The following is a 21,973-nucleotide window of genomic DNA, read 5'->3' as shown; positions in this document are numbered from 1 at the left end:
GCGTCCCTGCGTTGCCTGCAGCGGCACCGGCAAGGTGATCACCGCCATTGGCGGCGCCTGAGGCCCGCGACACGCTCGGCCCGACGTCTTGCAGCGAGCGCAGTTCTCCACCATTTTTCTGTCTTGTCGGTAAAAGCTGCCGGCAACGGTGCCCGCTTTTGCCGGTCGGCTACGGGTCCGAGCCTCGTTATCCGGCTGCCTGTCCCGTGCATCGCGGAACGTTAGTTGCCGCAAACCTCGCTGTTCGGTGGCGGCGCTGGATGGCGGCACGCTCCTGCTCCGCCGGCACAGCGGTGGCCTTGCAGTCACGCCGACCGTCCAGGCTCGGGTCGCTTTCGAACTTTTCTTCCACGCACCCCTGTGCAGCCCAGGAAAGGAGTGACCATGCCCAGGATTGAAAAATCCATCGAGGTCGGTGTACCGGTCCACACGGCTTACAACCAATGGACGCAGTTCGAGGAGTTCCCCCGCTTCATGCAGAACGTGCGCGAGGTCAGGCAGATCGACGACACCCATCTGCACTGGTCGATGGATCTCGGCGGCAAGCCCGTCGAGTGGGACACGGAGATCACGGAGCAGATCCCCGATCAAAGCATTTCATGGCGCAGCAACAACGGCACGAAAAGCAGCACCACCGTGAGCTTCACGCCGCTTGACGAGCAGCGGACCCGCGTTGCCTTCACGATGGACTACGGCACCATCGCAGGCAAGAACATCAAGGAGCAGGAGCTGAGCTCGCGCACCGAAGAGGACCTGCAGCGCTTCGCTCACTTCATCGAGGGGCGCGGTCAGGCGAGCGGCTCATGGCGCGGCGAGGTGCACCAGGGCCAGGCTGGCGAGCAGGGCGAGCAGGAGAGGCGCGACTCGCAGCAGCGACAAGACCGGGGCGAGCCGCACCAGTTCGCAGCCCGCTGGGCCGGCAGTACCGCAGGCGCGATGACCCGCGAGGCCGAGCGCTTCACCAGCGACATCATGAGCCGGTCGCTGGGCGCCATCCCGATGTCCATGGGCTTCGGGACCGGGCCCTTCTTCACGCACTTCTTCCACTCGCTGGAAGCGCCCCTGAGCATGATGCGGCGCATGTCGGAAGAGATGGACCGCGAGATGGAGTCGCTGATGTGGGGCGCTCCGGGCACCACCCGGCGCGCGCTGGCGGCGCAGGCGGCACCGGTGTGGTCGCCCAGCATCGACGTGAGCGAGCGGGAGGGTGAGGTCTGCATCTGCGCCGACCTGCCGGGCGTGCAGAAGGAGGACGTGGAGATCGAGATCGGCAACGGCCAGCTCACCATCAGCGGGGAGCGCCGCGCCGAGCGCGACCAGATGACCCGCGAGAACGGCCAGAACCTGCGTCGCGTTGAACGCATGTACGGGCGCTTCGTGCGTACGGTGCCCTTGCCGGAGGGCATCAGCCTGGAAGGAGCCGAGGCCACGATGAACGATGGGGTGCTCGAGATCAGGGTGCCGACCATGCAGGACGGGGGACAGCGCCGCATCGAGATTCGCAGCGGTGAGGGCCGGTCGCCTCGTGCCCGGGACGATGGGCGCGAGGCGCAGCGCACCGAGCCGGCCGGGCAAGGCTACTCCGCGTATCAGCGACAGTCATCTGCATCGTCCTCGCAGCAGGGCGCGCGAGGTTGATGCCGCAGGCCTGAAACAAGGACAGCAGGGCGGCCGAGGCCGCCCTGCTTTTTTCCTCGCGTCCGGGTACGCGCCTCAAACCTCGGCAGCGAGATCCGGCTTGTCGTGGCGGTGGTCGTTGCGACGGCCGAGCGCGGAGTCGAGCGCGCGCTGCATCTTGCCGCCGGCGCCCCGCACCGCCACGTCCACCGTAGGACCGTGGTCGGTGACGGCGACCGGCTCACTGCCCGTCACGCGCGCTTCCAGCATGCACCGGATGTCTGCGGGGCCGGTCTTCTGGCTGCTGTTCACATCGTTGAGATGGACCTCGACGCGGGTCAGCCGCGCGTCGAAACGTCCGAGGGCGCTGTCGAGGATGGCTTCGACATCTCGTGCCAAGGACTCGTTCGCGCTGAGAATGTTGTCGGTATTCAGCTGTATGTGCATAGGCATCTTTCTCCTTCAGTGCGGGCCGTGAGGCCGCGCTATGGTCAATGAAGCTGGTGCTTCAGTTGCGAAAGCTCGTCGTGGGCCTGCTGGATCGCCTGGCTCATCTCGCCGTCCATCTCGCCGGCGCGGCGGCACGCAGACATCGCCCGGTCACCCAGGGCTTCCAGGCGGGTCACCCACTCGCGGACGTGCTGCTCGTCCTCGTCGGTCTCCATCATCCGGACCGCTTCGTGGGAACGGCGGTCGAGTTCGGTGATGCAGTTGCGCAAGTCCTGAGGCACGTGGTCCGAGGCCTCACAGGCGTGTGCGGCCTGGCTGAGCCACTGCTCGATGCGATCCATGTGTTGCTTCATTTCGCTCATCTGCATGACGTACTCCTCTTGGGTGGACGGACCGGCACTGCAGCGACCCTGAGGGCTTCAGTCCCGGTCGCCAGAGAGGATGTGCATGCGGTATGCCCATGGCCGGCCTGCGGGCACCGCCGCCGCGGCGCCTCAACGACGTGGTTTGGAGGCCGGCGATGGCAAGGACGCAGGTGTCAGCGCCTCCAGTGAACGGTCGAGCTGACGCTGGTAGGCAGGGTCGTTCATCAGCTCTTGCCAGCGGCCTTCGCCCAGCTCGGCCGACCCCTCCAGCTGCTCGCGCCGAAGCCTGAGCCTGAGGTCATCGCCTTGGCTGTCGGGCACCGCGAAGGCCGGCAGGGGCAGCGCCAGCAGACGGTCGTGCGAGCCGCGTTCCTCGACCTCGAGCACGACGTAGCGCACCCGTCCATTGCCCAGGTCCACGATGATGTCCTCGACTTCGCCGGCCTCCTGACCGCTGGCGTCGTCGACGCTTCGGTCCATCAGCTCGCTGGCGCGCACCAGACGCTGGTCGGGCAGGTCCAGCGGCGAGACGGTGGGCCCGAAATGATTGGCGACGGCGCTGCGGTAGCGTTTGTCGGCCCAATCCGGCCAGTGTTCGCGTGAGAAGCCGGGCGCCTTGCGCAGCTGGTCCCGGTCGAGATTGAGCAGCAGTTCCTTCCCGGGGCCGCTGGACTGGAACAGCGCGATCGGATAGGCGAACAACCGGTGGTCGAGGCCCAGGAAGCCGCCGAACGACAGCACCGCGTAATGCACCCGCTGGTTGTTCACATCCAGCACGAGGTCGCGCACCTCGCCCAGATGCTCGCCTTGGAGGTTGCGCACCGATTTGCCGATCAAGAGCGAGGCCCGCAGGTCCAGCGTCGTCGAGGGCGGCAGCGCCGGCGCTTCACCGGTGCTGCGCAGATCGACGGCGGTCTGCGCGAGAAGCTGCGCTGCCGACGAGGGCTGCGGGAATCCGGCGAGGCTCGCCAGAGCGAGCCCGAGCGGCAGCGACAGGGCTTTCATCCAGAAGCTTTCCTCTCATGCAAGGTCGGGCGTGCGTCCCCCGAGGACACATCCACCATCAACCCGGAAGGGCCCGCGGTGTACCTCGGGACAACCCTTGGTTCTTTAGCAATCGACTTGCCCGGGCGTCCAGGCGTGCAGGCTGGGAGGCGGCCCGCCAGCGCGGGCGACATTTGCTAACCCTTGAGCGGCCTGCGTCCGCGCCGGACGGGCCTCCACCGCGGTGATTCGAGTGTCGTGGCCCCAGATGCCGCCGACACCTCGATCATTGCCGCTCCCAGAGGCCTCCGACATCCTCGACCGCGCAGCAGAAGGGGGCCGCAGCCCTTCCCGGGGCAGGCAGGTCGCCAGCGCTTTCGCTGCACCGCAACCCGGCACCCACTGGCCCGAACGAGGCCGGCTTCAGGTTCCTGCGTCAGACCTGCCCAAAAGGCGGGGCTGGCGCAGGCCCCGGCGGCGCGATCCGATTCACGACAACAGGAGACTACCGAGATGACACGCCTGCCGCGCCGCGCCTCGCCGCGCCCGACGCCCGGATTTCACGCGCTCGCCCTGGCGGCGCTTGCCACCCTTGCCGCCGGTGCCCATGCCGGATCCGACTCCGTCATGGAGGCCTGGCGGCCCGCGGCGCTGGCGCAGGCCGGTGTCGACCCGTCCGCGTCGGTCGCAGCCCAGCCAGCACCGCAACTCAGCCTCGAGCCGCGCCGGCGGTGGTTCGTGCGCGCCGGCGTGGCGGGGCTCAAGCTCAACGACAACTCGGGCCACGTGCGTGACCTCAGCGGCCCGGTACTGCGCTCCTCCGACCATCCCATCCTGCCGCTGCTGGCGCCCGGCGTGGAGTCGTTCGGTACGCCGGGCGGCGTGACCGTGGACGTGAAGAACGCGGTGTCCGTTTTCGGCAGCGTCGGCAAGTTTCTCGACGACCATTGGGCGGTCGAGGGGCTGCTGCTGGCGCTGCCCTTCAAGCACGACATCTATGGCAAGGGCACGATAGAGCGGCTCGGCAAGGTGGCCACCGTCAAGCAGCTGCCGCCGACCCTGATCCTGCACCGCTACTTCGGCGACTTCGACGACAAATTCCGCCCGTCGATCGGCATCGGCCTCAACTACACCAAGTTTTTCGAGGCCAAGGCCACCCCGGCGCTGGAGAGCTACACCGGCGGGCCGACCAAGATCAAGATGAAGCCGTCCTGGGGGCTGGGACTCTTCGCCGGTGCGCAATATGCGCTTACGGAAAGGCTGCACGTCAAACTGACCCTCGGTTATGTTCGTGTCCGCACGACGGCAACGATGACAACGAGCAACACCATGCTGTCCGGCAGTTCCCCGGTTCTCAACGACTACCCCTATCCGGTCAACCAGATTCCCTCGGACGAGGTGTCCCGCGAAGCGATGGACAATCTCGTTGAACAGGTAGCGGCGGGACGTGGAGGCAGCCTGGGGACCTTCCGGCGCGAGATCAAGTCGGAACTCGATCCCTATGTCGTCTTGTTGAGCGTGGGCTATTCGTTCTGAGCATTGCGGCGGCCGTGGGCCGCCGGCGAGACGGAGTCCGAGGGGTGCGGTGTCCCGCTGCGGAAAGCCTGGGTGAGAGGGTGCCGCCTGACTGGATTCAGGCGCGGCTCGTCCACTCAGGTAATCCCCGATGTGAGCGCACCCCGACCCTTCACATGCTTTGCAGTCCGCTTCGAGGTAAACGTCCATGCGAGCTAACTTTCCGATCGGGCCCACCCGGGCCAGAGGCACGCCGAACGGGTGGCGCGGTGCCACCGGCAGCCGGGAACCCACGGCAGCGGTCTACGAATCCGCGGTGACCTTGATACGCCTGCTGATGCGTCACGGCATTTCCGAAGCCGAGATCGAGGCCACCACCGGCATGTCGCTGGAAAATACGCGTCACCCCGATGCACGGGTGCCGGTATCGCAGATCGAGCGGCTCTGGCAGATGGCGGCCGACCGGCTGCACCATCCCACCATCGCGCTGGAACTGCACCATCACTATCCCGAGAACAAGCTGCACTTCGTGGCGCATCTCGGCATGCGCTGCGCCAACATGCGCTCGGCCATCGAGCATTGGCGAAAGTACGCCTTCCTGGTGTCCGAGATCGACGACGTCGACTACATCGTCGAAGGCAACACGGCGCGTTTCATCTACAGCTGCCGTGACCCGCGCTACACGGCGCGCTGGTTCGCCGAGCACTTCCTGTCGCTCGCGCTGTGGTTCGCCAAGTGTTTCACCGGCCACACGCTCAAGCTCACCGGCGCCCGATTCATGCACGGGCCGCCGCCTTCTCGTGCGGCACACGAACGCACCTTCCAGGTCCCGGTGGAGTTCAGCGCCAGCGAGAACAGCATCTCCTTCGACGCCAGCTACCTGGACCTGCCCTTCCGCACCGCTGACAGCTACCTGCACCACTTCCTGGTCGCCAAGGCCGACGAGCTCAAGGCCGGCCTCGAGCAGGAGGCGCGCGTGGAGAACCGCGTGGTCGCCGCGATCTCCTTGTTGCTGACGCGTGGCGAGGAGGTCACGCTCGACCGTGTTGCCGAGCTGTTGAAACAGTCGCCGCGCCGGCTCAGGCAGGTGCTGGAGGCCGAGGGCCAGCGTTTTCGCGACCTGTTCGACGAGGTGCGCCGCGAAGCCGCGGCACGCTACCTGATGCAGGGCATGTCGATCTCGCAAGTGGCTGTGCTGCTCGGTTTCTCCGAGCCGAGCGCGCTGCAGCATGCGTTTCGGCGTTGGTACGACACCAGCCCGGGCGACTTCCGGCAGAAGCTCGCGACCGGCGGCATCAGCCTGTCGGCGCTCGGGCCTCGCACCACCATCGTGCCGCCGCGAACGCGGCCACTGACGCCTCAGGCCAGCTCCTGACCCCGCCCGGGGCGACTTCCCTCGCCCCGGCATCACGCTTGCTGAGGAGTTGAAGACGAACGGGCCTGCCGCGGCTGGCCCGTCTGCTTTTTCAACCTCCGCTGCCGTGAAGGGGTTCTTGCATGTCCGCATCCGTTTGGTCCGAACCGCAGCACCGTGCTGCCCGTGCCGACCAGGGGCTGCCAGCGGCCGATATCGTCCTGACTGCGGACGACGTCGACCAGCTGCAGTGCTCGTCCTTCCAGCTTTCCGGCTGGCCCGAGTCTCTGCATCCCGACGGCGTGTTGCGCTGGGTGGCTGCCAACCACCGCTACAACTCGCTGCTCTGGGACGAGGAAGACCAGGCGCGCCGCACCGACGTTCCCGATGCCGAGATCGCGAAGAACAAGCGGGCGATCGACCGCTACAACCAGCTGCGCAACGATGCGATCGAAGCCATCGACGAAGTCGTGCTGCAAAGCCTGCAGGACCATCCTCCGCGCGAGGACGCCTGGGTCAACAGCGAAACCGCCGGATCGATGATCGACCGGCTCTCCATCAATGCGCTGAAGCAGCACCACATGGGCCTGCAACTCGACCGGGTCGGGGTGTCCCAGGCCCACCGTGTCGCCTGTACCTCGAAGCTGGAGCGGCTGCGGATCCAGCGGAGTGACCTGCTGGAGTGCCTGGACCGCCTGCTGCGCGGCATGCAGGAAGGCAGCTGCACCTACCGTATCTACCGGCAGTTCAAGATGTACAACGACCCCGCGCTGAATCCCTATCTGTGCGGGATGAAGGACAGCCAGGCGGCCCAGATGCCGCTGAATTCATGACGGCGGACACCCGGGTCGATGTCCTGATCCCCACCTGCAACCGGCGCACGGCACTGGCCGCCACCCTGGCGACTCTGGTGGGGCAGGACTTCCGCGCGTTCGATGTCGTCGTCTCCGACCAGTCCGACGGGGCTGCCGGCTACGACTGCGGCGAGACGCAATCCATCGTGCGCCTGCTCGAGGCGCGCGGCCACCAGGTTCGGCTGCTGCGCAACCTCCCGCGGCGCGGCCTGGCACAGCAGCGGCAGGTGCTGCTGGAGAGCGCTTCGGCGCCCCTGGTGCTGTTTCTCGACGACGACGTGCTGCTCGAGCCCGACCTGCTCGGACGCATGGTGGCGGCACTGCAGCAGCAGCGCTGCGGCTTCGTGGGCAGCGCAGTGATCGGGCTGTCCTACCGCGACGACGTGCGTCCGCAGCAGCAGGCGGTGGAGTTCTGGGACGGGCCGGTGCAGCCTGAGCGCATCGAGGCCGGCACGCCCGAATGGCAGCGTCACCTGCTGCACAACGCCGCCAATCTCTGGCACGTGCAGCGCCGGCTGTGCGCGGACACCGGCACGTCGCGCCTCTACAAGGTGGCCTGGACCGGCGGCTGCGTGCTGTATGACCGGGACAAGCTGTGCGCGGTGGGCGGCTTCGGCTTCTGGCGCGACCTGCCGGAGGTGCATTGCGGCGAGGACGTGCTGGCCCAGCTGCGCGTGATGGCCCGCTACGGCGGTTGCGGGCTGATGCCCTCCGGCGCCTACCACCAGGAGCTGCCCACCACGGTGCCGGTGCGCGAGGTGGACGCACCCCGGGCGCTGGCGCCGCATGCGCCAGCCGAAGGGCTTGCATGAACCCCGCCCGGCCGCCCGAAGGGGCTCGCACCGCAGTGCGCAGCACGGAGGTTATCCAATGAGCCCCGCCCGGCCGCCCGAAGGGGCTCGCACCGCAGTGCGCAGCACGGAGGTTATCCAATGAGCCCCGCGCGGGAGGTTACCCAATGAGCGCGCAGGAACGCTCCGCCGGCCTGCCCGAGCGCCCGACGGCCGCTCTGCCGGGACCTTCCGAGGGCCTCTATGCGGGCCGCGGCGCCTGGGTCCCCGACGTGCGTTCGATCGCCGTGCTGCGCGCCAACGCGGTGGGCGACTACGTGCTGACCTTGCCGGCGCTGGAGGCCTTGCGTCTGGCCTATCCCGATGCGCGCATCACGCTGCTCGGGCGGGCCTGGCATGCGGCTTTCCTCGCGGGCCGGCCTTCACCGGTCGACGAGGTCGTGGTGTTGCCCGACATCGCCGGGGTCAGCGTGCCGCACGACGCCCCGGACGACAGCGCTCGGCACGCGGCCTTTTTCGCCCGCATGCAGGCGCGCCGGTTCGACGTCGCCGTGCAGCTGCACGGTGGCGGCCGCTACAGCAATCCCTTCGTGCGGCGCCTACAGGCCCGCGTCAGCGCCGGTTTCCAGTCGCCCGACGCTGCTCCGCTGGACCGCACGCTGCCCTGGCGCGAGTTGCATCCGGAGGTCTTGCGCCTGCTCGAAGGCGTCGCGCTGGTCGGCGCGCATGGCCTGGACGTCGAGCCGCGCCTGGTCGCCACCCCGCGCGACCGTGCCGAGGCCGAAGCCGTGCTGCCCCGCAGCCGGCAGCCTCTGGTGGTGTTGCAGCCCGGTGCCAGCGACCCGCGACGCTGTTGGTCGCCGCTGCATTTCGCCCGCGTCGGTGACCACTTCGCCCGGCTCGGCGCGGAGGTCGCCGTCAACGGCACCCAGGCCGAGGGCGACACCGTGCAGGCGGTGCTGCAAAGCATGCAATATCGCGCCAGCGACCTCACCGGCCGGCTCTCGCTCGGCGGCTTGCTGGGGCTGCTGGAGCGGGCCCGCCTGCTGGTCTCCAACGACACCGGGCCGGCCCATCTGGCCCGCGCGCTCGGGGTGCCGACCACCGTGGTCTACTGGATCGGCAACCTCAACGGCTACGGTCCCGTGAGCGTGGAGCGGCATGCCGCCGCGGTGTCCTGGCGGCTGGACTGCCCCGCCTGTGGCCGCCACTGCATCGGGGTGGACTGCGGCCACCCTGACTCCTTCGTCGACGATGTCACGCCGCAGCAGGTCATCGAACTGGCTGAGCCTCTGTACGAGCGGCCCGCGCCCGAGGGCGCTTCACGGCGCCTGTAGCGCGCAAGGGCGCTGGCAGGGCCAACAGGGGCCAGGCTGCCTCGACCACTTCCTCGGGGCTCACGCCCCCGCCCGGGCGGTCCTCTGCCCGCATGACACAACGATGGCGCAACCCGTCCAATGGCGCCCAGCGCCTCGGGTCGGTGGCAAAAAAGATCACCACGCTGGGCAGCTGCAGCGCCGAGGCGATGTGCGACACCCCGGTGTCGTTGCTCACCAGCAGGCGTGAGCGCGACAGCAGCGCCGCCAGTGCGCCGACCGACAGCGCACGCGCCGCGTTCAGCGCTGGAGCGTGCATGTGCTCCTGCACCTGGGCGGCCAGCGCATGCTCGGAGGCGTCGCCGGTGAGGACGATGCGCCAGCCGTTGCAGGCCAGCGCGTCGCCCACCGCTGCGAAGCGGCGCGGGTCCCAGCGCTTGCTCGCCATGCGGGCGCCCGGGTGCAGGCAGATGAAGCCACCGACAGGCAGTTCGTCCAGGTCGGCATGCCGGGCCAGTTCATCGAAGTCCTCGTCCAGCAGCGGGAAGGCCACCTGGTCGTCCTGTGCATGGCCGCCCAGGTGTTTCACCAGGCAGAGGTTGCGGTGGATCTCGTGCAGGTCCTCGGGGTAGGGCCAGAGGCGCCGGCCGGCATCGCCGATCTCGCCGGCCGGCGTGTCGGCATGGAAACCCACCGTGCGCCTCGCACCGATGGCCTGCACCACACCGTTGCTGATCCGCCCGCTGCCGTGCATCTGCACCGCGAGGTCGAAGCGGCGCTCGCGCATCTGCGCTGCCCAGGCCTCGAAGCTGGCACGGCTGCACGGCTGCTCCGGCAGCCCGGGGTGGCCCGGGAAGGCGACGAAGTCATCGACCCAGCGGGCTTCGTCGGCCGACAGGCGCTTGGCCAGGTCGCGCGCCCAGGGCAGCCCGATCAGCGTGATGTGCGCGCCCGGGAAACGCTCGCGCAGCGCGCGCAGCGCGGGCGTGGCACACACGAGGTCGCCGAGCTTGAGAGCCCGGAACACCGCGATCTTCTGCACCGTCTCGTGCATCGGAAGGTCTCCTTGTGGAACGACTCTTCCGAGGCAGCAAGCGGTGTTCCGCTCTGACGATCAGGCGCTGATGGGCGGTCGCAGGCCGACGCCGAGGCGGTTCCAGGCGTTGATGGCGGCGATCGCGTAACACAGCTCGGCCGCCTCGACCTCGCTGAAGTGCTGGCGCAGCTCGGCGAACTCGGCGTCCTCGGGCGCATGCGGGTCGCGCCCGACCAGGCCGGTGAGCCGCTCGGCCCATTGCAGCGCTGCACGCTCGCGTGCGGTGAAGAAAGGCGCCTCGCGCCAGCCCGGCAGGGCATTCAGCCGGCGCGGGTCCTCGTCATGCGCGATCAGGTCGCGCCAGTGCATGTCGATGCAGAAAGCGCAGCCGTTGAGCTGCGACACGCGCAAGTAGACGAGGTCCAGCAGCCGGGTGCCCAGGCTGCCGCCTTCGAGCGCAGCGTGCAGGGCGACCAGGGCCTGGTAGGCCTTGGGTGCGAGGGTCGGGTGATCGAGTCGGGCAGCGGACGTCATGAGGGATCTCCTGAGCTTGCCGGGCCGCACCGTGCGGCCCGGGTGTTGACAGGAGTCATGACGACCCAGGCGCTGCTGCTGTGACATCGGCACGCGCTGCCGGGCTCGGACCAGGTCTGCGCCGGCCCATATCCCGATGCATCCGTTTCGATCGACTACGTCGACACGGCGGCATGCGCCGGTCGCGAGCCGGTTCAGCCGCGACGCCGGCGGGCCACGGCAGCCAGCCCGCCCAGGCCGGCGAGCATCAGGGCCCAGGTGCCGGGTTCGGGTGCCGGCGATATGCCGACGTTGGCCAGCGTAACCAGGTCGATGTCCAGCGAGCCGTGCATGAAGGTGTCGCTGTCGTTCAGGATGGTCAGGCTCATGCGCTGCTTCTTCTGCTGCACTTCGGAGAGGCCGTCGCGTCCCGAGGACACGGCGAGGCGCTGCCAGTGAGGACCGCTTCCGGCGCCGGGCTCGACCGGCTCGAAGGTGAAGTCGACCATCGCGCTCGCGTTTTCGTTCGCGCCGTCCGTGAGGCCGCCGTCGCTGATGCGCACCACGGCGTCGAAGGACACCGTGAGCTGGCTGTGCGGCGCCAGTTCGAGGCCGAAGTAACCGTCGGGTACCTCACCCGGGTAGAAGCCGATCCAGGTGCCCGCCGAGGCCATCGACGAGCCGGCGCTGCTGAGCGAGGTGCTGACCTTCAGGCCCGTCTCGCTGGCCGAGGCCGAGCTCGAGTGTCCCGCGCCTGACTTCTCGATCGCGACCGGCGCGAGGAAGGCATCGTCCTCATCCGACTCGTAGGTATGCCGCATCTCCTGGCTCGCGTCCCAGTGCTCGACGATGCCGTGCGTGCCCGACACAAAGGGCCCGCTGCCCAGCGGGCGCCAGGTCCCGCGGTCGACCCGGTAGGACGCGGCCTGGCCGTCGTCGGGCCGCAGGTCGACCACCTCGAACTCCAGCGGCCCTGCGCTGGCCGAGGCCGCCGCGGTGGCATGGGCGGGCGCCGCGGCGAAGGCGAGGCCGCCGAGGGCCAGCGCCGCCAGGGCACGTGTCAATGCCGACGGCTTCGGCTTCGGATGAATACGCATGCTTTTCCTTCTGTTATAGGAACGAACCTGTCCTCCACCACCCGCTTGCGGGCGGCGGACGGAGCCTAAGAGCGATTCGCGAAAAGTCATGCGACAGACGGTAAGTCGCCTCTGAGGAAGTTACGACAAGAGGGCCCGGGTCAGGGGCGGGCCAGGAGACCGAGCATCTCGGCCAGGTAGGACCGCAGCGCCGGTCGGTCGAAACGGTCGGCCAGCCAGGCGATGTAGTGGTCGGGCCGGACCAGCAGCACCGCGCGGTCGCCGACTTTCAGCGCCGCGAGCAGCCCGGCGCCGCCGAGCTCGGCGGGCAGCGCGTGCACCGAGAACCAGCCCGGGCAGGCCGCCTCCAGCTCGGCTTGCCATTGGCCGGCCTCGGCCTCCAGGCCGGCCGACTGTCGCTGCAGCAGCAGGAGGTTGAAGCGGGCTGGCCGCAGCCAGGCGTAGACCGACATCGCCCGGGACGCCAGCGGCGGCTCGATGCGCACATAGGGCAGGCGGTCGCCCGCCTGCAGGCCGGCGCTGGCCAGCGTGACCGCCAGGCTGCGCCCGCGGTAGTTCAGGCCGATCTGCGAGAGGGCGCGGAAGACCCGCTGCTGCACCGCCGGGAGGCTCAGCAGCCCGGGCAGCACACGCGGCACCGCCTGCAGCCGCAGGGCCCGCATCAGCGGTTCCCTGCTGACGACAAAGCGGAAGGCCGCGTCGGTGGTGCGCAGCAGCCGCTGCGCCAGTGGCCAGCGCTCTTCGTGATAGCTGTCGAGCAAGGCGGCAGGGGCCTGCCGGCGAACCACCAGGGCCAGCTTCCATGCCAGGTTGCAGGCGTCCTGCAGCCCGGTGTTCATGCCCTGGGCACCGACCGGGCTGTGCACGTGCGCGGCGTCGCCGGCCAGAAAGCAGCGGCCGCTGCGGAACCGCTCCACGCAGCGGTGGTGCACCCGGTAGCTCGCGAACCAGCGGGTGTCCGAGAAGGACACCGGCACGTCCATCTGCTGGCGCACGGCCGCCTCGATGTCCTCGAAACGCAGCCCGGCCTCGTTGCCTTCGTACCCCGGCGGCAGCACGCCGACCACCCGGTAGCGGTGCTCCCCGGGCATAGGGAAGAGGGCGGCGAAGGTGCGGTGCGACAGGCAGACCGTCAGCTCGCCGTGCGGCAGCGGCCAGTCGACGGCGGTGTCCGCGACGTAAAACACCTGCTCGTAGGTGCCGCCGGAAAACGCCAGGCCGAGCTGTTCGCGCACGGTGCTGCGGGCGCCGTCGCAGGCCACCAGCCAGTCGGCGCGAAGCTGTTGTGGCCGACCGCCACCGGCTGGCTGCAAGACGGCGACCACACCGTCCGCGTCCTGCTCGAAGCGCTCCAGCCGGCAGCCCCAGTCGACCGTCTCGCCGCTGGCGCACAGGGTCTGGTAGAGCAGGGCCTCGTTGCGGCTCTGTTCCAGGATCAGCAGAAAAGGGTAGGGCGTGGCGTCCTGGCCCACATCTCCAAGCGGGATGCGCTGCACCCGCTGCAGGCCGACATAGAGATTGGCCGAGTAGGTGGGGCGTCCCTGGGAGACCGCTTCCCCGGCGATGCCCAGGGTGTCGTAGAGCTCGAGCGTGCGGGCCTGCACACCCAGGGCCCGCGACTCGCGGGTCGGCCCCGATTTGCCGTCCACCAGCCGGAACGCCACGCCGTGGCGGGCCAGCTGGCAGGCGAGCATCAGGCCGGTGGGGCCGGCGCCGACGATCAGCACCGGCGTGGACGATGGGGCAGCCATGCGGCATGGTGAGGCCGCCGGCATGGGGCGTCTACCCCGACAAGGGGACAGGCCCTCGCGCAGCCCTGCGGCCGCAGCCGGGGCGTGCTGTGCAGCCCGGTTTTACCTGGCGCCCGGCGGCAAGGAGTGTTTCAGAACCTTGACGGAACGCGAGCTGTTCTTCAGCTGTGCCGGCACCCGGGCCAGGGCCCTGGGGCGAAGGCGCGGTTTTACGCCGGACCGCCGGGAGCGGCCTATCCCGATATCCAGGGGGTTGAGCTATAACCGGCCTTGGGCAAGAAAGGCAATACATGAACCGTTTGGTCTCGTCCGACGGCGTCGCGATCGCCTACCAGGTGTTCGGCAACGACCGCAGCCGGCCCCCGGTGGTGCTGCAGCACGGCTACATCCTCGATGCCGCCCGCAACTGGGTGAAGCCCGGCATCGTGCAGGCCCTGGTGGCTGCCGGCCGCCGTGTCTTCGCACCCGACGCGCGCGGCCACGGGGCTTCGGACAAGCCGCATGACAGCGAGCGGTATGGCGAGGCCCGCATGGCCGATGACCTGCGCGAACTGTTCGACCTGATCGGCGAGGATCGCATCGACCTGGCGGGCTACTCGATGGGTGCCTCGGTGGCCTTGCTGACCGCCGCTCGCGACCACCGCGTCAGGCGCCTGGTGGTGGGCGGTGTCGGCGCGGCCCTGATCGAAGCCACGCCGCATGCTCGCCTGCTGGCCGGCAAGGCACTGGCCGCCGGCATGCTCGCGCCCGATGCACGTTTCATCGGCAACCCGGGCGTGGCCGCCTTCCGCGCTTTCGCCGATCACTACGGCGCCGACCACAAGGCCATGGCCGCCCACGCCCGGGCCGTCGAGACCGCGGCGCTGCCCCTGCAGCGCATCCGCGCGCCGACGCTGGTGCTGGCGGGCCGGCACGATCCGCTGGCCGCGCGCCCGCAGGTGGTCGCCGCGGCCATCCCCGGCGCCCAGCTGACCCTGGTCGGCGGCGACCACATGAGCGCGCTGCGGGATCACCGCTTCGCGGCTTCCTTGGTGGATTTCCTCGCTGCCGCCTGAAGCCTCGCGCCCATGTCTCCCAGCGCCGACGTCGGGCCCGCCTCAGCCATCCTGGACGATTCCAGCCTGCGCCACCTGCTCGGCCACCATCTCGCGCAGGCCGATGTGCCGGCCAAGAAGGCCTTCTTCCGCCACATCGGCGATCCGCTGCAGCTCAGGCCGGTGGAGTTCAGCCTGCTGGTGCTGATCGCCCACAACGACAACGTCACCCAGAAGCAGCTGTCACAAGCGCTGTCGGTGTCCGCCCCCAACATCACCATCGTGCTCGATCGGCTCGCCGAACGTGAATTGCTGACCCGCACCCGCAGCGAGGTCGACCGGCGCTCGCAGCACGTCCGACTCACGCGCAAGGGCAGCCTGCTGGCGCGCAAGGCGCAGGAGCTGTCGCTGACGATGGAGCGCGAAGCGCTGGGCGGGCTGAGCGAGGCCGAACGCGCGATGCTGTTCGAGTTGCTGCAGAAGGTGGCGCGTCGACGCAAGCTTTGAGCGGCCAGGCCCTGCGCCTCAACACGATGCGGGCTCAGCAGGGTGTCGGTGGCATGAGGGATCAGGGTGCCGTCGTGAACGTACATGACCGAGAGTGATCATTCAAGTGGCCCGTACCGATGAGGAGACCCCGATGACCGACCGCCTGCCCGAGCTCGGGCCGCGCGACTGGAGCAGCCACCCGCCCTATGTCCAGCCCGACTACAAGTCCACGCTGTTGCGCGGCCCGCGCCTGCCGCTGCAGCCGGTCCCGGAGCGCCTGTGCCAGCTGCGCGCCCCCGTCTACGGGCCCGAGGTCATCGGCGCGCTGGACCACGACCTGACGCGCAACGCCGCCAGGAACGGCCCGCCGCTGGGCGAGCGCATCATCGTCACTGGTCGCGTGCTCGACGAGCGCGGCCGGCCGGTGCGCCAGGCCTTGGTTGAGGTCTGGCAGGCCAATGCCGCCGGCCGCTATGTGCACAAGGCCGACCAGCACGATGCCCCGCTGGATCCCAACTTCCTCGGGGCCGGCCGATGCGTCACCGACGCCGACGGGCGCTATCGTTTCCTCACCCTCACGCCGGGCGCCTACCCCTGGGGCAACCACCGCAATGCCTGGCGCCCCAGGCACATCCACTTCTCGCTGTTTGGCGAGCATTTCGGCAGCCGGCTGGTGACGCAGATGTACTTCCCCGGTGACCCCCTGCTGGCGCTTGACCCGATCTTCCAAGGCACGCCGGCTGGCGCCCGCGAGCGGCTCGTCAGCCGCTTCAAGCCGGACCTCGCCGAGCCGGGTGTTGCGCTCGGCTATGAATTCGACATCGTGCTGCGCGGCGCGCGCGAAACGCCGATGGAGGCTCGCCGATGAGCACGCCCGAGACCCTGCTGCCGCAAACCCCGTCGCAGACCGTCGGTCCCTATTTCGCCGTCGCGCTCACCCCTCAGCAATACCGCTACGACCACGGCAGCGCCTACACGCCGGTGCTGGCCGGGCCGCAGGCCGCCGGCGAGCACATCCGCATCCTGGGGCAGGTGCTCGACGGTGCGGGCCAGCCGGTCAAGGACGCGATGATCGAGATCGGCCAGCTCGACGCGCTGGGCCGCGAGATCACCACGGCCGAGCAGGCCGCGGCGCTCGACTTCCGCGGCTTTGGTCGCTGCGGCACCGGCACCGATGCAGGGATGCGCTTCCACTTCAGCACCGTCAAGCCCGGCTCCGCCGGTCCGGGCGAGGCGCCGCACATCGAGGTCATCGTGCTGATGCGCGGGCTGCTTTCGCATGCCTTCACGCGCCTCTACTTCGACGACGAAGCCGCGGCGAATGCCGAAGACCGGCTGCTGCAAAGCGTGCCCGCCGAGCGCCGCGCGACGCTCGTCGCACGGCGCGAAACCGATGTGTCGGGTGTCGTCTATCGCTTCGACATCCGCATGCAGGGCCCGCACGAAACCGTCTTCTTCGACCTTTGAAGGACCGGCAGCGAGGCCGCATCCCGACTTGCTGTGCATGTCGCGTCCTTGCTGTCGGTCGACCCCTCACCGGAGGGGAGGCGGGCCTCCTTGGGAAGGGCTAGGGTTAACGATAGGAAGGCGCATGTGGTGCTGCCCTTCCCGGTGTGCCGGCCGGCAGTGGGCTTCACGGCCCGGCCGGCGCACGAGCCTGCGCCACCTTCCCCAGGAGTACCTGATGGGTTCGTCCCTCATCGTTCCGCGCCGACACGGCCCCCGCTTCACGCGATGCCACCCGGTGGCACGCTGGCTCGTGGCGGCCATCGTGTTGTGCGGCAGCACGGCTGCCGCTGCCGGGCCCGAGCTGCCCGGTACACCCGGCCATGTCCTGATGGCCTTGGGGCTAGGGCTGCTGGCTGCGTACACCAAGCACCATAGGCTGCGCCGCAGCGACCCCCGCTGAGGCCCGCCCCGAGCGCCGAGGCAAGGCCGCCTTGCGGCCTTCGCACCGGTCTCCCCTGACCCTGCCGCCCCCCGCCGGACGCCTGCGTGCCCCCGCACGGGGCGGTGCTGACGCAGGAGGATTCCGTGACCCCTCTCCCTGACTTTCCCCGCAACTTCGGCCCGCGCCCCCGGGCCCCGACAGCCCCACCGTCCGCGCTCTTCCGGCCTCCGCCGCGTCGGCTCGCCGGCCGCCTGTGCCGGGTGCTCGGACCGGTGAGCCTGGCAGCGGCGGCCGCAAGCGCTGCGGCCGCCGCGAGCTACAGCATCCACGACCTGGGCACGCCTGGCCTGTGGAGCCGCGCGCGCGACATCAACAACCTGGGCCAGGTCGTGGGCGAGGCCCAGTTCAGCCCCGGCGACCCGGGACATGCCTTCCTGCACTCGCCCGGTGGCGTCTTGCAGGACCTGGGCACGCTGGGCGGTCCGAGCAGTCGCGCCAGTGCCATCAATGAACGCGGCCAGGTGTCCGGCCTCCTGCGGACCGGAGACGACGGTGGGCACCGCGGCTTCCTCTACAGCCCGGGCGCCGGCCTGCAGGCGCTGGGTTCCAGCGACAGGCCCGTGAAGGTCACGGCCGAGGCCCTCAACAACCACGGCCATGTGGTCGGACACCTCGTGGGTGACACGGGATCGAGCGCCGCCTTCGTCTACAGCGGCGGGCTCGGGAGTGCGCTGTCCGGCATGTCGGAGCTGCCGGGCCTGCCCGGTGCGCAAGGGGTGGCCCTGCGCGCCATCAACGACAGTGGCCTGATCGTGGGGCATGCGGAGGTGGACAACGTCACGGGCCGGCACGCCGTGGTGGGCACCCTGGCGGGCGGTTTTCGCGATCTGGGCAGCTTCGGCGGCCGCGAGAGTTCGGCCGTCGCGGTGAACCAGCGGGGCGATGTGCTGGTGAACGTGCGCGACATCGATGCGAACACTTATCTGCGGCCCTACCTCTACGGCAGCGACGGCATCGCCCGGCCGGTCGGGCCGGCCCACGCCTACACCCTCTTCGGCGAAGACCTCAATGCGCGCGGGCAGGTGGTGGGTTACGCCCAGCTGCAGCCGGGCTCCACTGAAGGCGGCGGGTTTCTCCATACCACGGAGCAAGGATTCAACTTCCTGCGCGATCTGCTGCCGCCGGGTAGTAGTTGGAGCGAGTTGTCGGCCTTCGCGATCAACGACCACGGGCAGATCGTCGGCGACGGCGTGATGCGCGACGGGGGAGTGCGCGCCTTCCTGATGACACCGGTGCCCGAGCCCGCGTCGGGCTGGCTGCTGGTGGCCGGCATCCTGCTGACGGTGTGGCGCCGGCAGGCCGACTTCGCGAGATGCAAGGGATGAAACAAGGGGCGGGCCGGCCCCGGCCCGCCCCGTCGGTTCGTCAGGCTTTCCTGGGGAAACGATCGCGCAGCGCCTTGACCTCGTTGTGGTTGCGCTGGGCGCCCTGCAGCTGGCGTTCGACGATCGCACGCAGGTCCGGCGGCAGCGGCTTTTCCAGCGCGGCCCGGTACTTCGTGACGGCCACGTCTTCGCCGCGTTCGCACTCCTCCAGCATGGAGTGGTCGTCGTAGCCGCTCAACACGCCGCGCACCGCGACCCAGCCGCGGTGCACCGCGCCGGCGGCGGTGCCGGAGGTGTCGGGCTTGCCGCCCAGCAAGGCCACCTGGGCCTGCAGTTCTTCGGCGCCACGGCGGCATTCGCCCGCGCGTGCGGTGAAAAAGCTCTTCAGCTCGGGCGACTTGGCATGCTCGGCACACGAGGTGAAACCGTACTCACCGTCCTTGCTGGTTTCGACCAGGTCGTTCAGTACACCGATGACATCGTCGTTGTTCATTGTTCCTCCTTGCCCATGCGTCGGGTTCCGGGTTGGGGACACACCGCAGCGCAGGGCCAGAACAGCCGGGCCCGCTCGGCGGCACTTCCCAGGCATCGGCACACGGCATGCCCGGCGGCGCAGGTCCGGCAGGAGGGACGGCAAGCAGTCTTGCCCCGGCCTCAGCCGGTGCGCTCGGGGTCGGTGCGCCAGACGCGCCAGCTCTCGAAGAGCGAGAGCGCGCCGCCGCCCAGCGTGACGACCATCAGCAGCGTGAAGCCATCGAACACGTCGACCAGCGGCATCAAGAGCAGCCCGGTCAAGCCGCCGAGGAAATAGAGGTGACCGAGCAGGCGGTTGGCCTTGTCCCAGGCCAGGCGGCTGTGCCGCGTCCAGCGGACCCGCACGCCCACCACCGGGTTGGGGCGCGCCTTGCCGACCACGGCGCCCAGCGACAGCGTCGCCACCCAGCCGAGCGCGAGCGCCCCATGCATCAGCCGCACCTGGGGCTCGCCCGGGGTCAGCAGGCCCAGTCCCAGCGCCCCGCACAGTGCGCTGACGAGGGTCAGCACGACCAGCAGGACCACACGCGCCACCCTCAGCGGCAGCGGGGGGCCGCCTGCTGGCAGGCTTCCCGCGGCCCCGTGCCTCAAGCCGATCTGCACCCCCAGGTTGAGCAGCGCAAAACCGAGCAGCACGGCCACGGCTTCATAACGGTGGCCCCAGCGGTCGACCTCGCCGGTCCCCGTGAAGTGCATTGGCAGCGGACCGTCCGGGCCCCAGCCGGCGACCCACAGCGCCAACACCAGCTGCAGCCCGGCGACGGCCCAGGCCGCGGCATCGAGCGGGCCGGGGGGCGATGGGCGCGGGGGCGTGGACGAAGCAGGTGGAAGGGGCGGGGGAGCGGAAGGCGGCTGAGTCACGGCGTGACGTTTCCTTTTCGTTTCGGCCTGAGGCGGGCGCCGGCGCGGGCCTTGCCCGTGCCGAGCACGTCCATCAGGAAACCCACCGCGTCCTCGATGGCCGAGATGTTGAGCCGGTAGCGCATCGAGACACCCAGCCGCTCCACCTCCACCAGCCCGGCATCGCGCAGCACGTTCAGGTGCCCCGTGATGGTCGGCCAGCTCATGTCGAACAGCCCGGCGATATCGCCCGAGGCCATCGGGCCGTCACGCAACAGGCCGATGATCTCGCGGCGGGTCGGGTGCGACAGGGCTTTGAAAATCTCGTTCATTAGCAATCATGCTAATTCGCCCCATGGCTAATCGCCACCCTCCAATGGGGGGTGTGTTTTAAGCTTGCTGTCATCTTCGTGCGCGCAGCGCGCGGCGTGCTTCGCCGATGCGACGGGCGAGCGTTGCGCCCTGGCCGATGCGGCACAGCGTGGTGCGGCCGGTGCCTGCCAGCCAGCAGTGCGAGAGGCCGTTGACCAGCCAGAGGTTCAGGGCCGCGGTGCCGGCGAGCAGGCCGGCCTGGGGCTGCAGCAGCAGGAGCTCACCGCTCTGCACGGCCCACACCGGGGACTCGTTCATGAGCCAACTCAACACCTGCTGCCGGTCGTTGGAGCCGAGCACGTGCCGGCCGCCGATCACCACCGACACGGCCCGGTGCGTTCCGATCGCGAGGTCGAGGGCGGCGAGTTGATGCTGCAGGCGGCGGTACCACGCGCGGCGCGTGGGCAGTGACAGCGTGGGGTCGAGGGTGGGGTGGAACCAGAAGGCCGGTTGAGGCATGGGCCCTGTCGTGAACGGGCCGCCGCTGTGGGCAAAGCCGGGTAAACCGTGGCCGACGGCGTTGGGCCCATGGTCCACGCTTACCGAAAAGGCAAAAGCAAGCTCTGGCACTTCTCGGGCCTCCCGAAAGTGGTCACAATGCAGCGGCTCACGTCGTCTTGCGCGGCGTTTTGATGTCTAGGATGACATTGTGGAACCCAGAACGAGCGTGTCAAGCAAATTCTTCTATCCTGGATCTAATTTTTCCATTTGGGGTGGCTCTTGATCAAGTGCCACCTTTCGCGGCTCATGGGCGAACGCAAGCTGAAGATCGCCGATGTGGCCCGGGAAACCGGGCTCAACCGCAACACCATCACCTTGCTCTACCAAGAGACTGCCGCCCGGGTGGAGTTGGACGCCATCGACAAGCTCTGCAAGTTTTTCGGCGTGGGTGTGGGGGAGTTGTTCGAGCGGGTGCCGGACTGAGGCGGCGATCCGCTGCTGCTAGGAGCACGGCGGAAGACGGCGAGCGTTTGGTTGCTCAAGAGCGCGGAGGCGCTATTCGTCCGCAGCAGTGAATTGCGTCACTACGTCCCGAGCGCTATGCAGAACCCGTATGACGGCGATCCCGCTCGGTAAGGGCTCGTAGAAGATTACGTACCTCTGGAACGGGTGACTTCTCACTGCCTGCCCCAACTCGTCGCGGGCTCTTCCCATCAAGGGTTGTTGCGCGAGCAGACGAAAGGTCTCGTCCAATCGATCGACGAAGCGGTCTGCCTGAGGGATGTCGTCGTCCGCGATGTAGTGCCACAACTGCTCGATGTCGGCGCGACCGCTTGGACGAACTCGCACCTCGCGACGGTTATCCCGCGCTGACTTTGACGCTGGCTGTGCGTTGCGCTCGGCCGGCTCGCTTGATGTCCTCGGGATCCCACGCCGTCGCTGGCCCACTGTGCTGACCCTCCCGGATGTCCTGGCGCAGTTGATCGAGTTGGGCTTCGCGGAGCTGGTCTTTCTCGTCCATCAGCCGCAAGGCCTCCCGGACGACCTCACTCGCCGACGTGTACATGCCAGAACTGACCTTGCGTCGCACCAGTTCCTCCAGCTGCGGCGTCAAATTCACGTTCATGCCCATGACAAACCTCTCGGTAGCAGACTACCCTGAAATTGTAGGCCTATTGTCAAAGTCTGACATTCTTTGACATGCGAGGGTGGATATATCCGCGTTTTCCCGAGCGTGGATTGCAGCCGGATCCCTGCTGGGTCCGGCCGACCCATCAGGGTCGCCGCGCTGGAAAGGTCACGCACCGCGTGACGTTTCCGGAGTAGATCCCGGTAGGCCAGATA

General features: G+C 68.9%; 26 protein-coding genes. 13 read left to right on the top strand and 13 right to left on the bottom strand.

Annotated elements, in window-relative coordinates; all coding sequences use genetic code 11:
- The first annotated feature begins 384 nt into the window (after nucleotides 1–384).
- Nucleotides 385–1,638: an Hsp20 family protein gene (locus tag OOT46_RS20730; protein WP_265405534.1), complete on the top strand. Its 1,254-nt coding sequence runs from the start codon at nucleotides 385–387 to the stop codon at nucleotides 1,636–1,638.
- Between the two features lie 75 nt (nucleotides 1,639–1,713).
- On the opposite strand, the gene OOT46_RS20725 is transcribed toward OOT46_RS20730, so the two are convergent.
- The 3 genes from OOT46_RS20725 to OOT46_RS20715 form a co-directional block, all read right to left on the bottom strand.
- Nucleotides 1,714–2,064 (bottom strand): ribosomal subunit interface protein, encoded by a 351-nt coding sequence (locus tag OOT46_RS20725; RefSeq protein WP_265405533.1) that lies wholly within the window; start codon nucleotides 2,062–2,064, stop codon nucleotides 1,714–1,716.
- Between the two features lie 44 nt (nucleotides 2,065–2,108).
- On the bottom strand, nucleotides 2,109–2,435 hold the full coding sequence (locus OOT46_RS20720) for a hypothetical protein (protein ID WP_265405532.1): 327 nt from the start codon (nucleotides 2,433–2,435) through the stop codon (nucleotides 2,109–2,111).
- Between the two features lie 126 nt (nucleotides 2,436–2,561).
- Entirely contained in the window at nucleotides 2,562–3,437 is an 876-nt protein-coding gene (locus OOT46_RS20715) for a PRC-barrel domain-containing protein (protein WP_265405531.1), read from the bottom strand.
- A gap of 492 nt (nucleotides 3,438–3,929) precedes the next feature.
- Here OOT46_RS20715 and OOT46_RS20710 point away from each other — a divergent pair, with 492 nt between their 5' ends.
- From OOT46_RS20710 to OOT46_RS20690, 5 genes are all read left to right on the top strand, one after another.
- Nucleotides 3,930–4,952 carry an OmpW/AlkL family protein gene (locus tag OOT46_RS20710; protein WP_265405530.1) on the top strand — a complete coding sequence of 341 codons (1,023 nt, stop codon included), beginning with the start codon at nucleotides 3,930–3,932 and terminating at the stop codon, nucleotides 4,950–4,952.
- Nucleotides 4,953–5,139: 187 nt separating this feature from the next.
- A complete protein-coding gene (locus OOT46_RS20705) occupies nucleotides 5,140–6,306 on the top strand; it encodes an AraC family transcriptional regulator (protein WP_265405529.1) in 1,167 nt (388 codons plus the stop codon).
- Between the two features lie 122 nt (nucleotides 6,307–6,428).
- Complete coding sequence (locus OOT46_RS20700) at nucleotides 6,429–7,118, top strand: DUF4254 domain-containing protein (protein ID WP_265405528.1); 690 nt, start codon at nucleotides 6,429–6,431, stop codon at nucleotides 7,116–7,118.
- On the top strand, nucleotides 7,115–7,951 hold the full coding sequence (locus OOT46_RS20695; protein ID WP_265405527.1) for a glycosyltransferase family 2 protein: 837 nt from the start codon (nucleotides 7,115–7,117) through the stop codon (nucleotides 7,949–7,951). The genes OOT46_RS20700 and OOT46_RS20695 overlap by 4 nt, the downstream gene beginning before the upstream one ends.
- 146 nt (nucleotides 7,952–8,097) lie before the next feature.
- Complete coding sequence (locus tag OOT46_RS20690; RefSeq protein WP_265405526.1) at nucleotides 8,098–9,267, top strand: glycosyltransferase family 9 protein; 1,170 nt, start codon at nucleotides 8,098–8,100, stop codon at nucleotides 9,265–9,267.
- Here the strand turns inward: OOT46_RS20690 and OOT46_RS20685 are convergent.
- The 4 genes from OOT46_RS20685 to OOT46_RS20670 form a co-directional block, all read right to left on the bottom strand.
- Nucleotides 9,203–10,300 carry a glycosyltransferase family 9 protein gene (locus OOT46_RS20685; protein ID WP_265405525.1) on the bottom strand — a complete coding sequence of 366 codons (1,098 nt, stop codon included), beginning with the start codon at nucleotides 10,298–10,300 and terminating at the stop codon, nucleotides 9,203–9,205. The two genes, OOT46_RS20690 and OOT46_RS20685, sit on opposite strands and share 65 nt — an antisense overlap.
- Before the next feature lie 60 nt (nucleotides 10,301–10,360).
- Entirely contained in the window at nucleotides 10,361–10,816 is a 456-nt protein-coding gene (locus OOT46_RS20680; RefSeq protein ID WP_265405524.1) for a carboxymuconolactone decarboxylase family protein, read from the bottom strand.
- Between the two features lie 194 nt (nucleotides 10,817–11,010).
- Nucleotides 11,011–11,892, bottom strand: a complete 882-nt coding sequence (locus tag OOT46_RS20675) for a PEP-CTERM sorting domain-containing protein (RefSeq protein WP_265405523.1) — start codon at nucleotides 11,890–11,892, stop codon at nucleotides 11,011–11,013.
- Nucleotides 11,893–12,032: 140 nt separating this feature from the next.
- Complete coding sequence (locus OOT46_RS20670) at nucleotides 12,033–13,643, bottom strand: FAD-dependent monooxygenase (RefSeq protein ID WP_265405522.1); 1,611 nt, start codon at nucleotides 13,641–13,643, stop codon at nucleotides 12,033–12,035.
- 290 nt (nucleotides 13,644–13,933) lie between these two features.
- On the opposite strand from OOT46_RS20670, the gene OOT46_RS20665 reads away from it, so the two are divergent.
- The 6 genes from OOT46_RS20665 to OOT46_RS20640 all read left to right on the top strand — a co-directional run bounded on the left by OOT46_RS20665 (nucleotide 13,934) and on the right by OOT46_RS20640 (nucleotide 18,442).
- Complete coding sequence (locus OOT46_RS20665) at nucleotides 13,934–14,698, top strand: alpha/beta fold hydrolase (protein ID WP_265405521.1); 765 nt, start codon at nucleotides 13,934–13,936, stop codon at nucleotides 14,696–14,698.
- Between the two features lie 12 nt (nucleotides 14,699–14,710).
- Entirely contained in the window at nucleotides 14,711–15,184 is a 474-nt protein-coding gene (locus OOT46_RS20660; protein ID WP_265405520.1) for a MarR family winged helix-turn-helix transcriptional regulator, read from the top strand.
- A 133-nt stretch (nucleotides 15,185–15,317) separates the two neighbouring features.
- Nucleotides 15,318–16,034: a protocatechuate 3,4-dioxygenase subunit beta gene (gene pcaH / locus OOT46_RS20655; RefSeq protein WP_265405519.1), complete on the top strand. Its 717-nt coding sequence runs from the start codon at nucleotides 15,318–15,320 to the stop codon at nucleotides 16,032–16,034.
- Nucleotides 16,031–16,633 (top strand): protocatechuate 3,4-dioxygenase subunit alpha, encoded by a 603-nt coding sequence (pcaG, locus tag OOT46_RS20650; RefSeq protein WP_265405518.1) that lies wholly within the window; start codon nucleotides 16,031–16,033, stop codon nucleotides 16,631–16,633. Before pcaH ends, pcaG begins: the two co-directional genes overlap by 4 nt.
- Nucleotides 16,634–16,850: 217 nt before the next feature.
- Entirely contained in the window at nucleotides 16,851–17,075 is a 225-nt protein-coding gene (locus OOT46_RS20645) for a hypothetical protein (RefSeq protein WP_265405517.1), read from the top strand.
- A gap of 125 nt (nucleotides 17,076–17,200) precedes the next feature.
- A complete protein-coding gene (locus OOT46_RS20640; RefSeq protein ID WP_265405516.1) occupies nucleotides 17,201–18,442 on the top strand; it encodes a PEP-CTERM sorting domain-containing protein in 1,242 nt (413 codons plus the stop codon).
- Between the two features lie 40 nt (nucleotides 18,443–18,482).
- Here OOT46_RS20640 and OOT46_RS20635 read toward each other — a convergent pair whose 3' ends face one another.
- The 4 genes from OOT46_RS20635 to OOT46_RS20620 all read right to left on the bottom strand — a co-directional run bounded on the left by OOT46_RS20635 (nucleotide 18,483) and on the right by OOT46_RS20620 (nucleotide 20,647).
- Complete coding sequence (locus tag OOT46_RS20635) at nucleotides 18,483–18,935, bottom strand: PA2169 family four-helix-bundle protein (RefSeq protein WP_265405515.1); 453 nt, start codon at nucleotides 18,933–18,935, stop codon at nucleotides 18,483–18,485.
- Nucleotides 18,936–19,096: 161 nt separating this feature from the next.
- Entirely contained in the window at nucleotides 19,097–19,837 is a 741-nt protein-coding gene (locus OOT46_RS20630) for an SdpI family protein (RefSeq protein WP_265405514.1), read from the bottom strand.
- The gene (locus OOT46_RS20625) at nucleotides 19,834–20,148 is read right to left on the bottom strand and encodes a metalloregulator ArsR/SmtB family transcription factor (RefSeq protein WP_265405513.1); all 315 of its coding nucleotides are present in this window, start codon (nucleotides 20,146–20,148) and stop codon (nucleotides 19,834–19,836) included. Before OOT46_RS20625 ends, OOT46_RS20630 begins: the two co-directional genes overlap by 4 nt.
- A 70-nt stretch (nucleotides 20,149–20,218) precedes the next feature.
- Nucleotides 20,219–20,647: a hypothetical protein gene (locus OOT46_RS20620; protein WP_265405512.1), complete on the bottom strand. Its 429-nt coding sequence runs from the start codon at nucleotides 20,645–20,647 to the stop codon at nucleotides 20,219–20,221.
- Nucleotides 20,648–20,908: 261 nt separating this feature from the next.
- On the opposite strand from OOT46_RS20620, the gene OOT46_RS20615 reads away from it, so the two are divergent.
- The gene (locus OOT46_RS20615; protein ID WP_265405570.1) at nucleotides 20,909–21,112 is read left to right on the top strand and encodes a helix-turn-helix domain-containing protein; all 204 of its coding nucleotides are present in this window, start codon (nucleotides 20,909–20,911) and stop codon (nucleotides 21,110–21,112) included.
- A 72-nt stretch (nucleotides 21,113–21,184) separates the two neighbouring features.
- On the opposite strand, the gene OOT46_RS20610 is transcribed toward OOT46_RS20615, so the two are convergent.
- Together OOT46_RS20610 and OOT46_RS20605 are read right to left on the bottom strand one after the other, a co-directional pair.
- Nucleotides 21,185–21,478, bottom strand: coding sequence for a type II toxin-antitoxin system RelE/ParE family toxin (locus OOT46_RS20610; protein WP_265405511.1), 294 nt, complete (start codon nucleotides 21,476–21,478; stop codon nucleotides 21,185–21,187).
- Between the two features lie 10 nt (nucleotides 21,479–21,488).
- The gene (locus OOT46_RS20605) at nucleotides 21,489–21,761 is read right to left on the bottom strand and encodes a type II toxin-antitoxin system ParD family antitoxin (protein WP_265405510.1); all 273 of its coding nucleotides are present in this window, start codon (nucleotides 21,759–21,761) and stop codon (nucleotides 21,489–21,491) included.
- Nucleotides 21,762–21,973: the final 212 nt, after the last annotated feature.

Source organism: Aquabacterium sp. A7-Y, from assembly GCF_026153205.1.
Taxonomy (GTDB): domain Bacteria; phylum Pseudomonadota; class Gammaproteobacteria; order Burkholderiales; family Burkholderiaceae_C; genus Caldimonas.
Note: the sequence above shows the minus strand (reverse complement) of the source record. Positions and strands in the feature narration are given on the sequence as shown.

Bases quoted from the DNA above. Each gene is read 5' to 3' on its own strand.
- OOT46_RS20705 (WP_265405529.1), top strand. From the start codon at position 5,140: ATGCGAGCTAACTTTCCGATCGGGCCCACCCGGGCCAGAGGCACGCCG.
- OOT46_RS20620 (WP_265405512.1), bottom strand. From the start codon at position 20,647: ATGCCTCAACCGGCCTTCTGGTTCCACCCCACCCTCGACCCCACGCTG.
- OOT46_RS20685 (WP_265405525.1), bottom strand. From the start codon at position 10,300: ATGCACGAGACGGTGCAGAAGATCGCGGTGTTCCGGGCTCTCAAGCTC.
- OOT46_RS20715 (WP_265405531.1), bottom strand. From the start codon at position 3,437: ATGAAAGCCCTGTCGCTGCCGCTCGGGCTCGCTCTGGCGAGCCTCGCC.
- OOT46_RS20605 (WP_265405510.1), bottom strand. From the start codon at position 21,761: ATGGGCATGAACGTGAATTTGACGCCGCAGCTGGAGGAACTGGTGCGA.
- OOT46_RS20625 (WP_265405513.1), bottom strand. From the start codon at position 20,148: ATGAACGAGATTTTCAAAGCCCTGTCGCACCCGACCCGCCGCGAGATC.
- OOT46_RS20730 (WP_265405534.1), top strand. From the start codon at position 385: ATGCCCAGGATTGAAAAATCCATCGAGGTCGGTGTACCGGTCCACACG.
- pcaH (WP_265405519.1), top strand. From the start codon at position 15,318: ATGACCGACCGCCTGCCCGAGCTCGGGCCGCGCGACTGGAGCAGCCAC.
- OOT46_RS20720 (WP_265405532.1), bottom strand. From the start codon at position 2,435: ATGCAGATGAGCGAAATGAAGCAACACATGGATCGCATCGAGCAGTGG.
- OOT46_RS20695 (WP_265405527.1), top strand. From the start codon at position 7,115: ATGACGGCGGACACCCGGGTCGATGTCCTGATCCCCACCTGCAACCGG.
- OOT46_RS20710 (WP_265405530.1), top strand. From the start codon at position 3,930: ATGACACGCCTGCCGCGCCGCGCCTCGCCGCGCCCGACGCCCGGATTT.
- OOT46_RS20665 (WP_265405521.1), top strand. From the start codon at position 13,934: ATGAACCGTTTGGTCTCGTCCGACGGCGTCGCGATCGCCTACCAGGTG.
- OOT46_RS20725 (WP_265405533.1), bottom strand. From the start codon at position 2,064: ATGCACATACAGCTGAATACCGACAACATTCTCAGCGCGAACGAGTCC.
- OOT46_RS20700 (WP_265405528.1), top strand. From the start codon at position 6,429: ATGTCCGCATCCGTTTGGTCCGAACCGCAGCACCGTGCTGCCCGTGCC.
- OOT46_RS20675 (WP_265405523.1), bottom strand. From the start codon at position 11,892: ATGCGTATTCATCCGAAGCCGAAGCCGTCGGCATTGACACGTGCCCTG.
- OOT46_RS20680 (WP_265405524.1), bottom strand. From the start codon at position 10,816: ATGACGTCCGCTGCCCGACTCGATCACCCGACCCTCGCACCCAAGGCC.
- OOT46_RS20660 (WP_265405520.1), top strand. From the start codon at position 14,711: ATGTCTCCCAGCGCCGACGTCGGGCCCGCCTCAGCCATCCTGGACGAT.
- OOT46_RS20670 (WP_265405522.1), bottom strand. From the start codon at position 13,643: ATGGCTGCCCCATCGTCCACGCCGGTGCTGATCGTCGGCGCCGGCCCC.
- OOT46_RS20645 (WP_265405517.1), top strand. From the start codon at position 16,851: ATGGGTTCGTCCCTCATCGTTCCGCGCCGACACGGCCCCCGCTTCACG.
- pcaG (WP_265405518.1), top strand. From the start codon at position 16,031: ATGAGCACGCCCGAGACCCTGCTGCCGCAAACCCCGTCGCAGACCGTC.
- OOT46_RS20690 (WP_265405526.1), top strand. From the start codon at position 8,098: ATGAGCGCGCAGGAACGCTCCGCCGGCCTGCCCGAGCGCCCGACGGCC.
- OOT46_RS20635 (WP_265405515.1), bottom strand. From the start codon at position 18,935: ATGAACAACGACGATGTCATCGGTGTACTGAACGACCTGGTCGAAACC.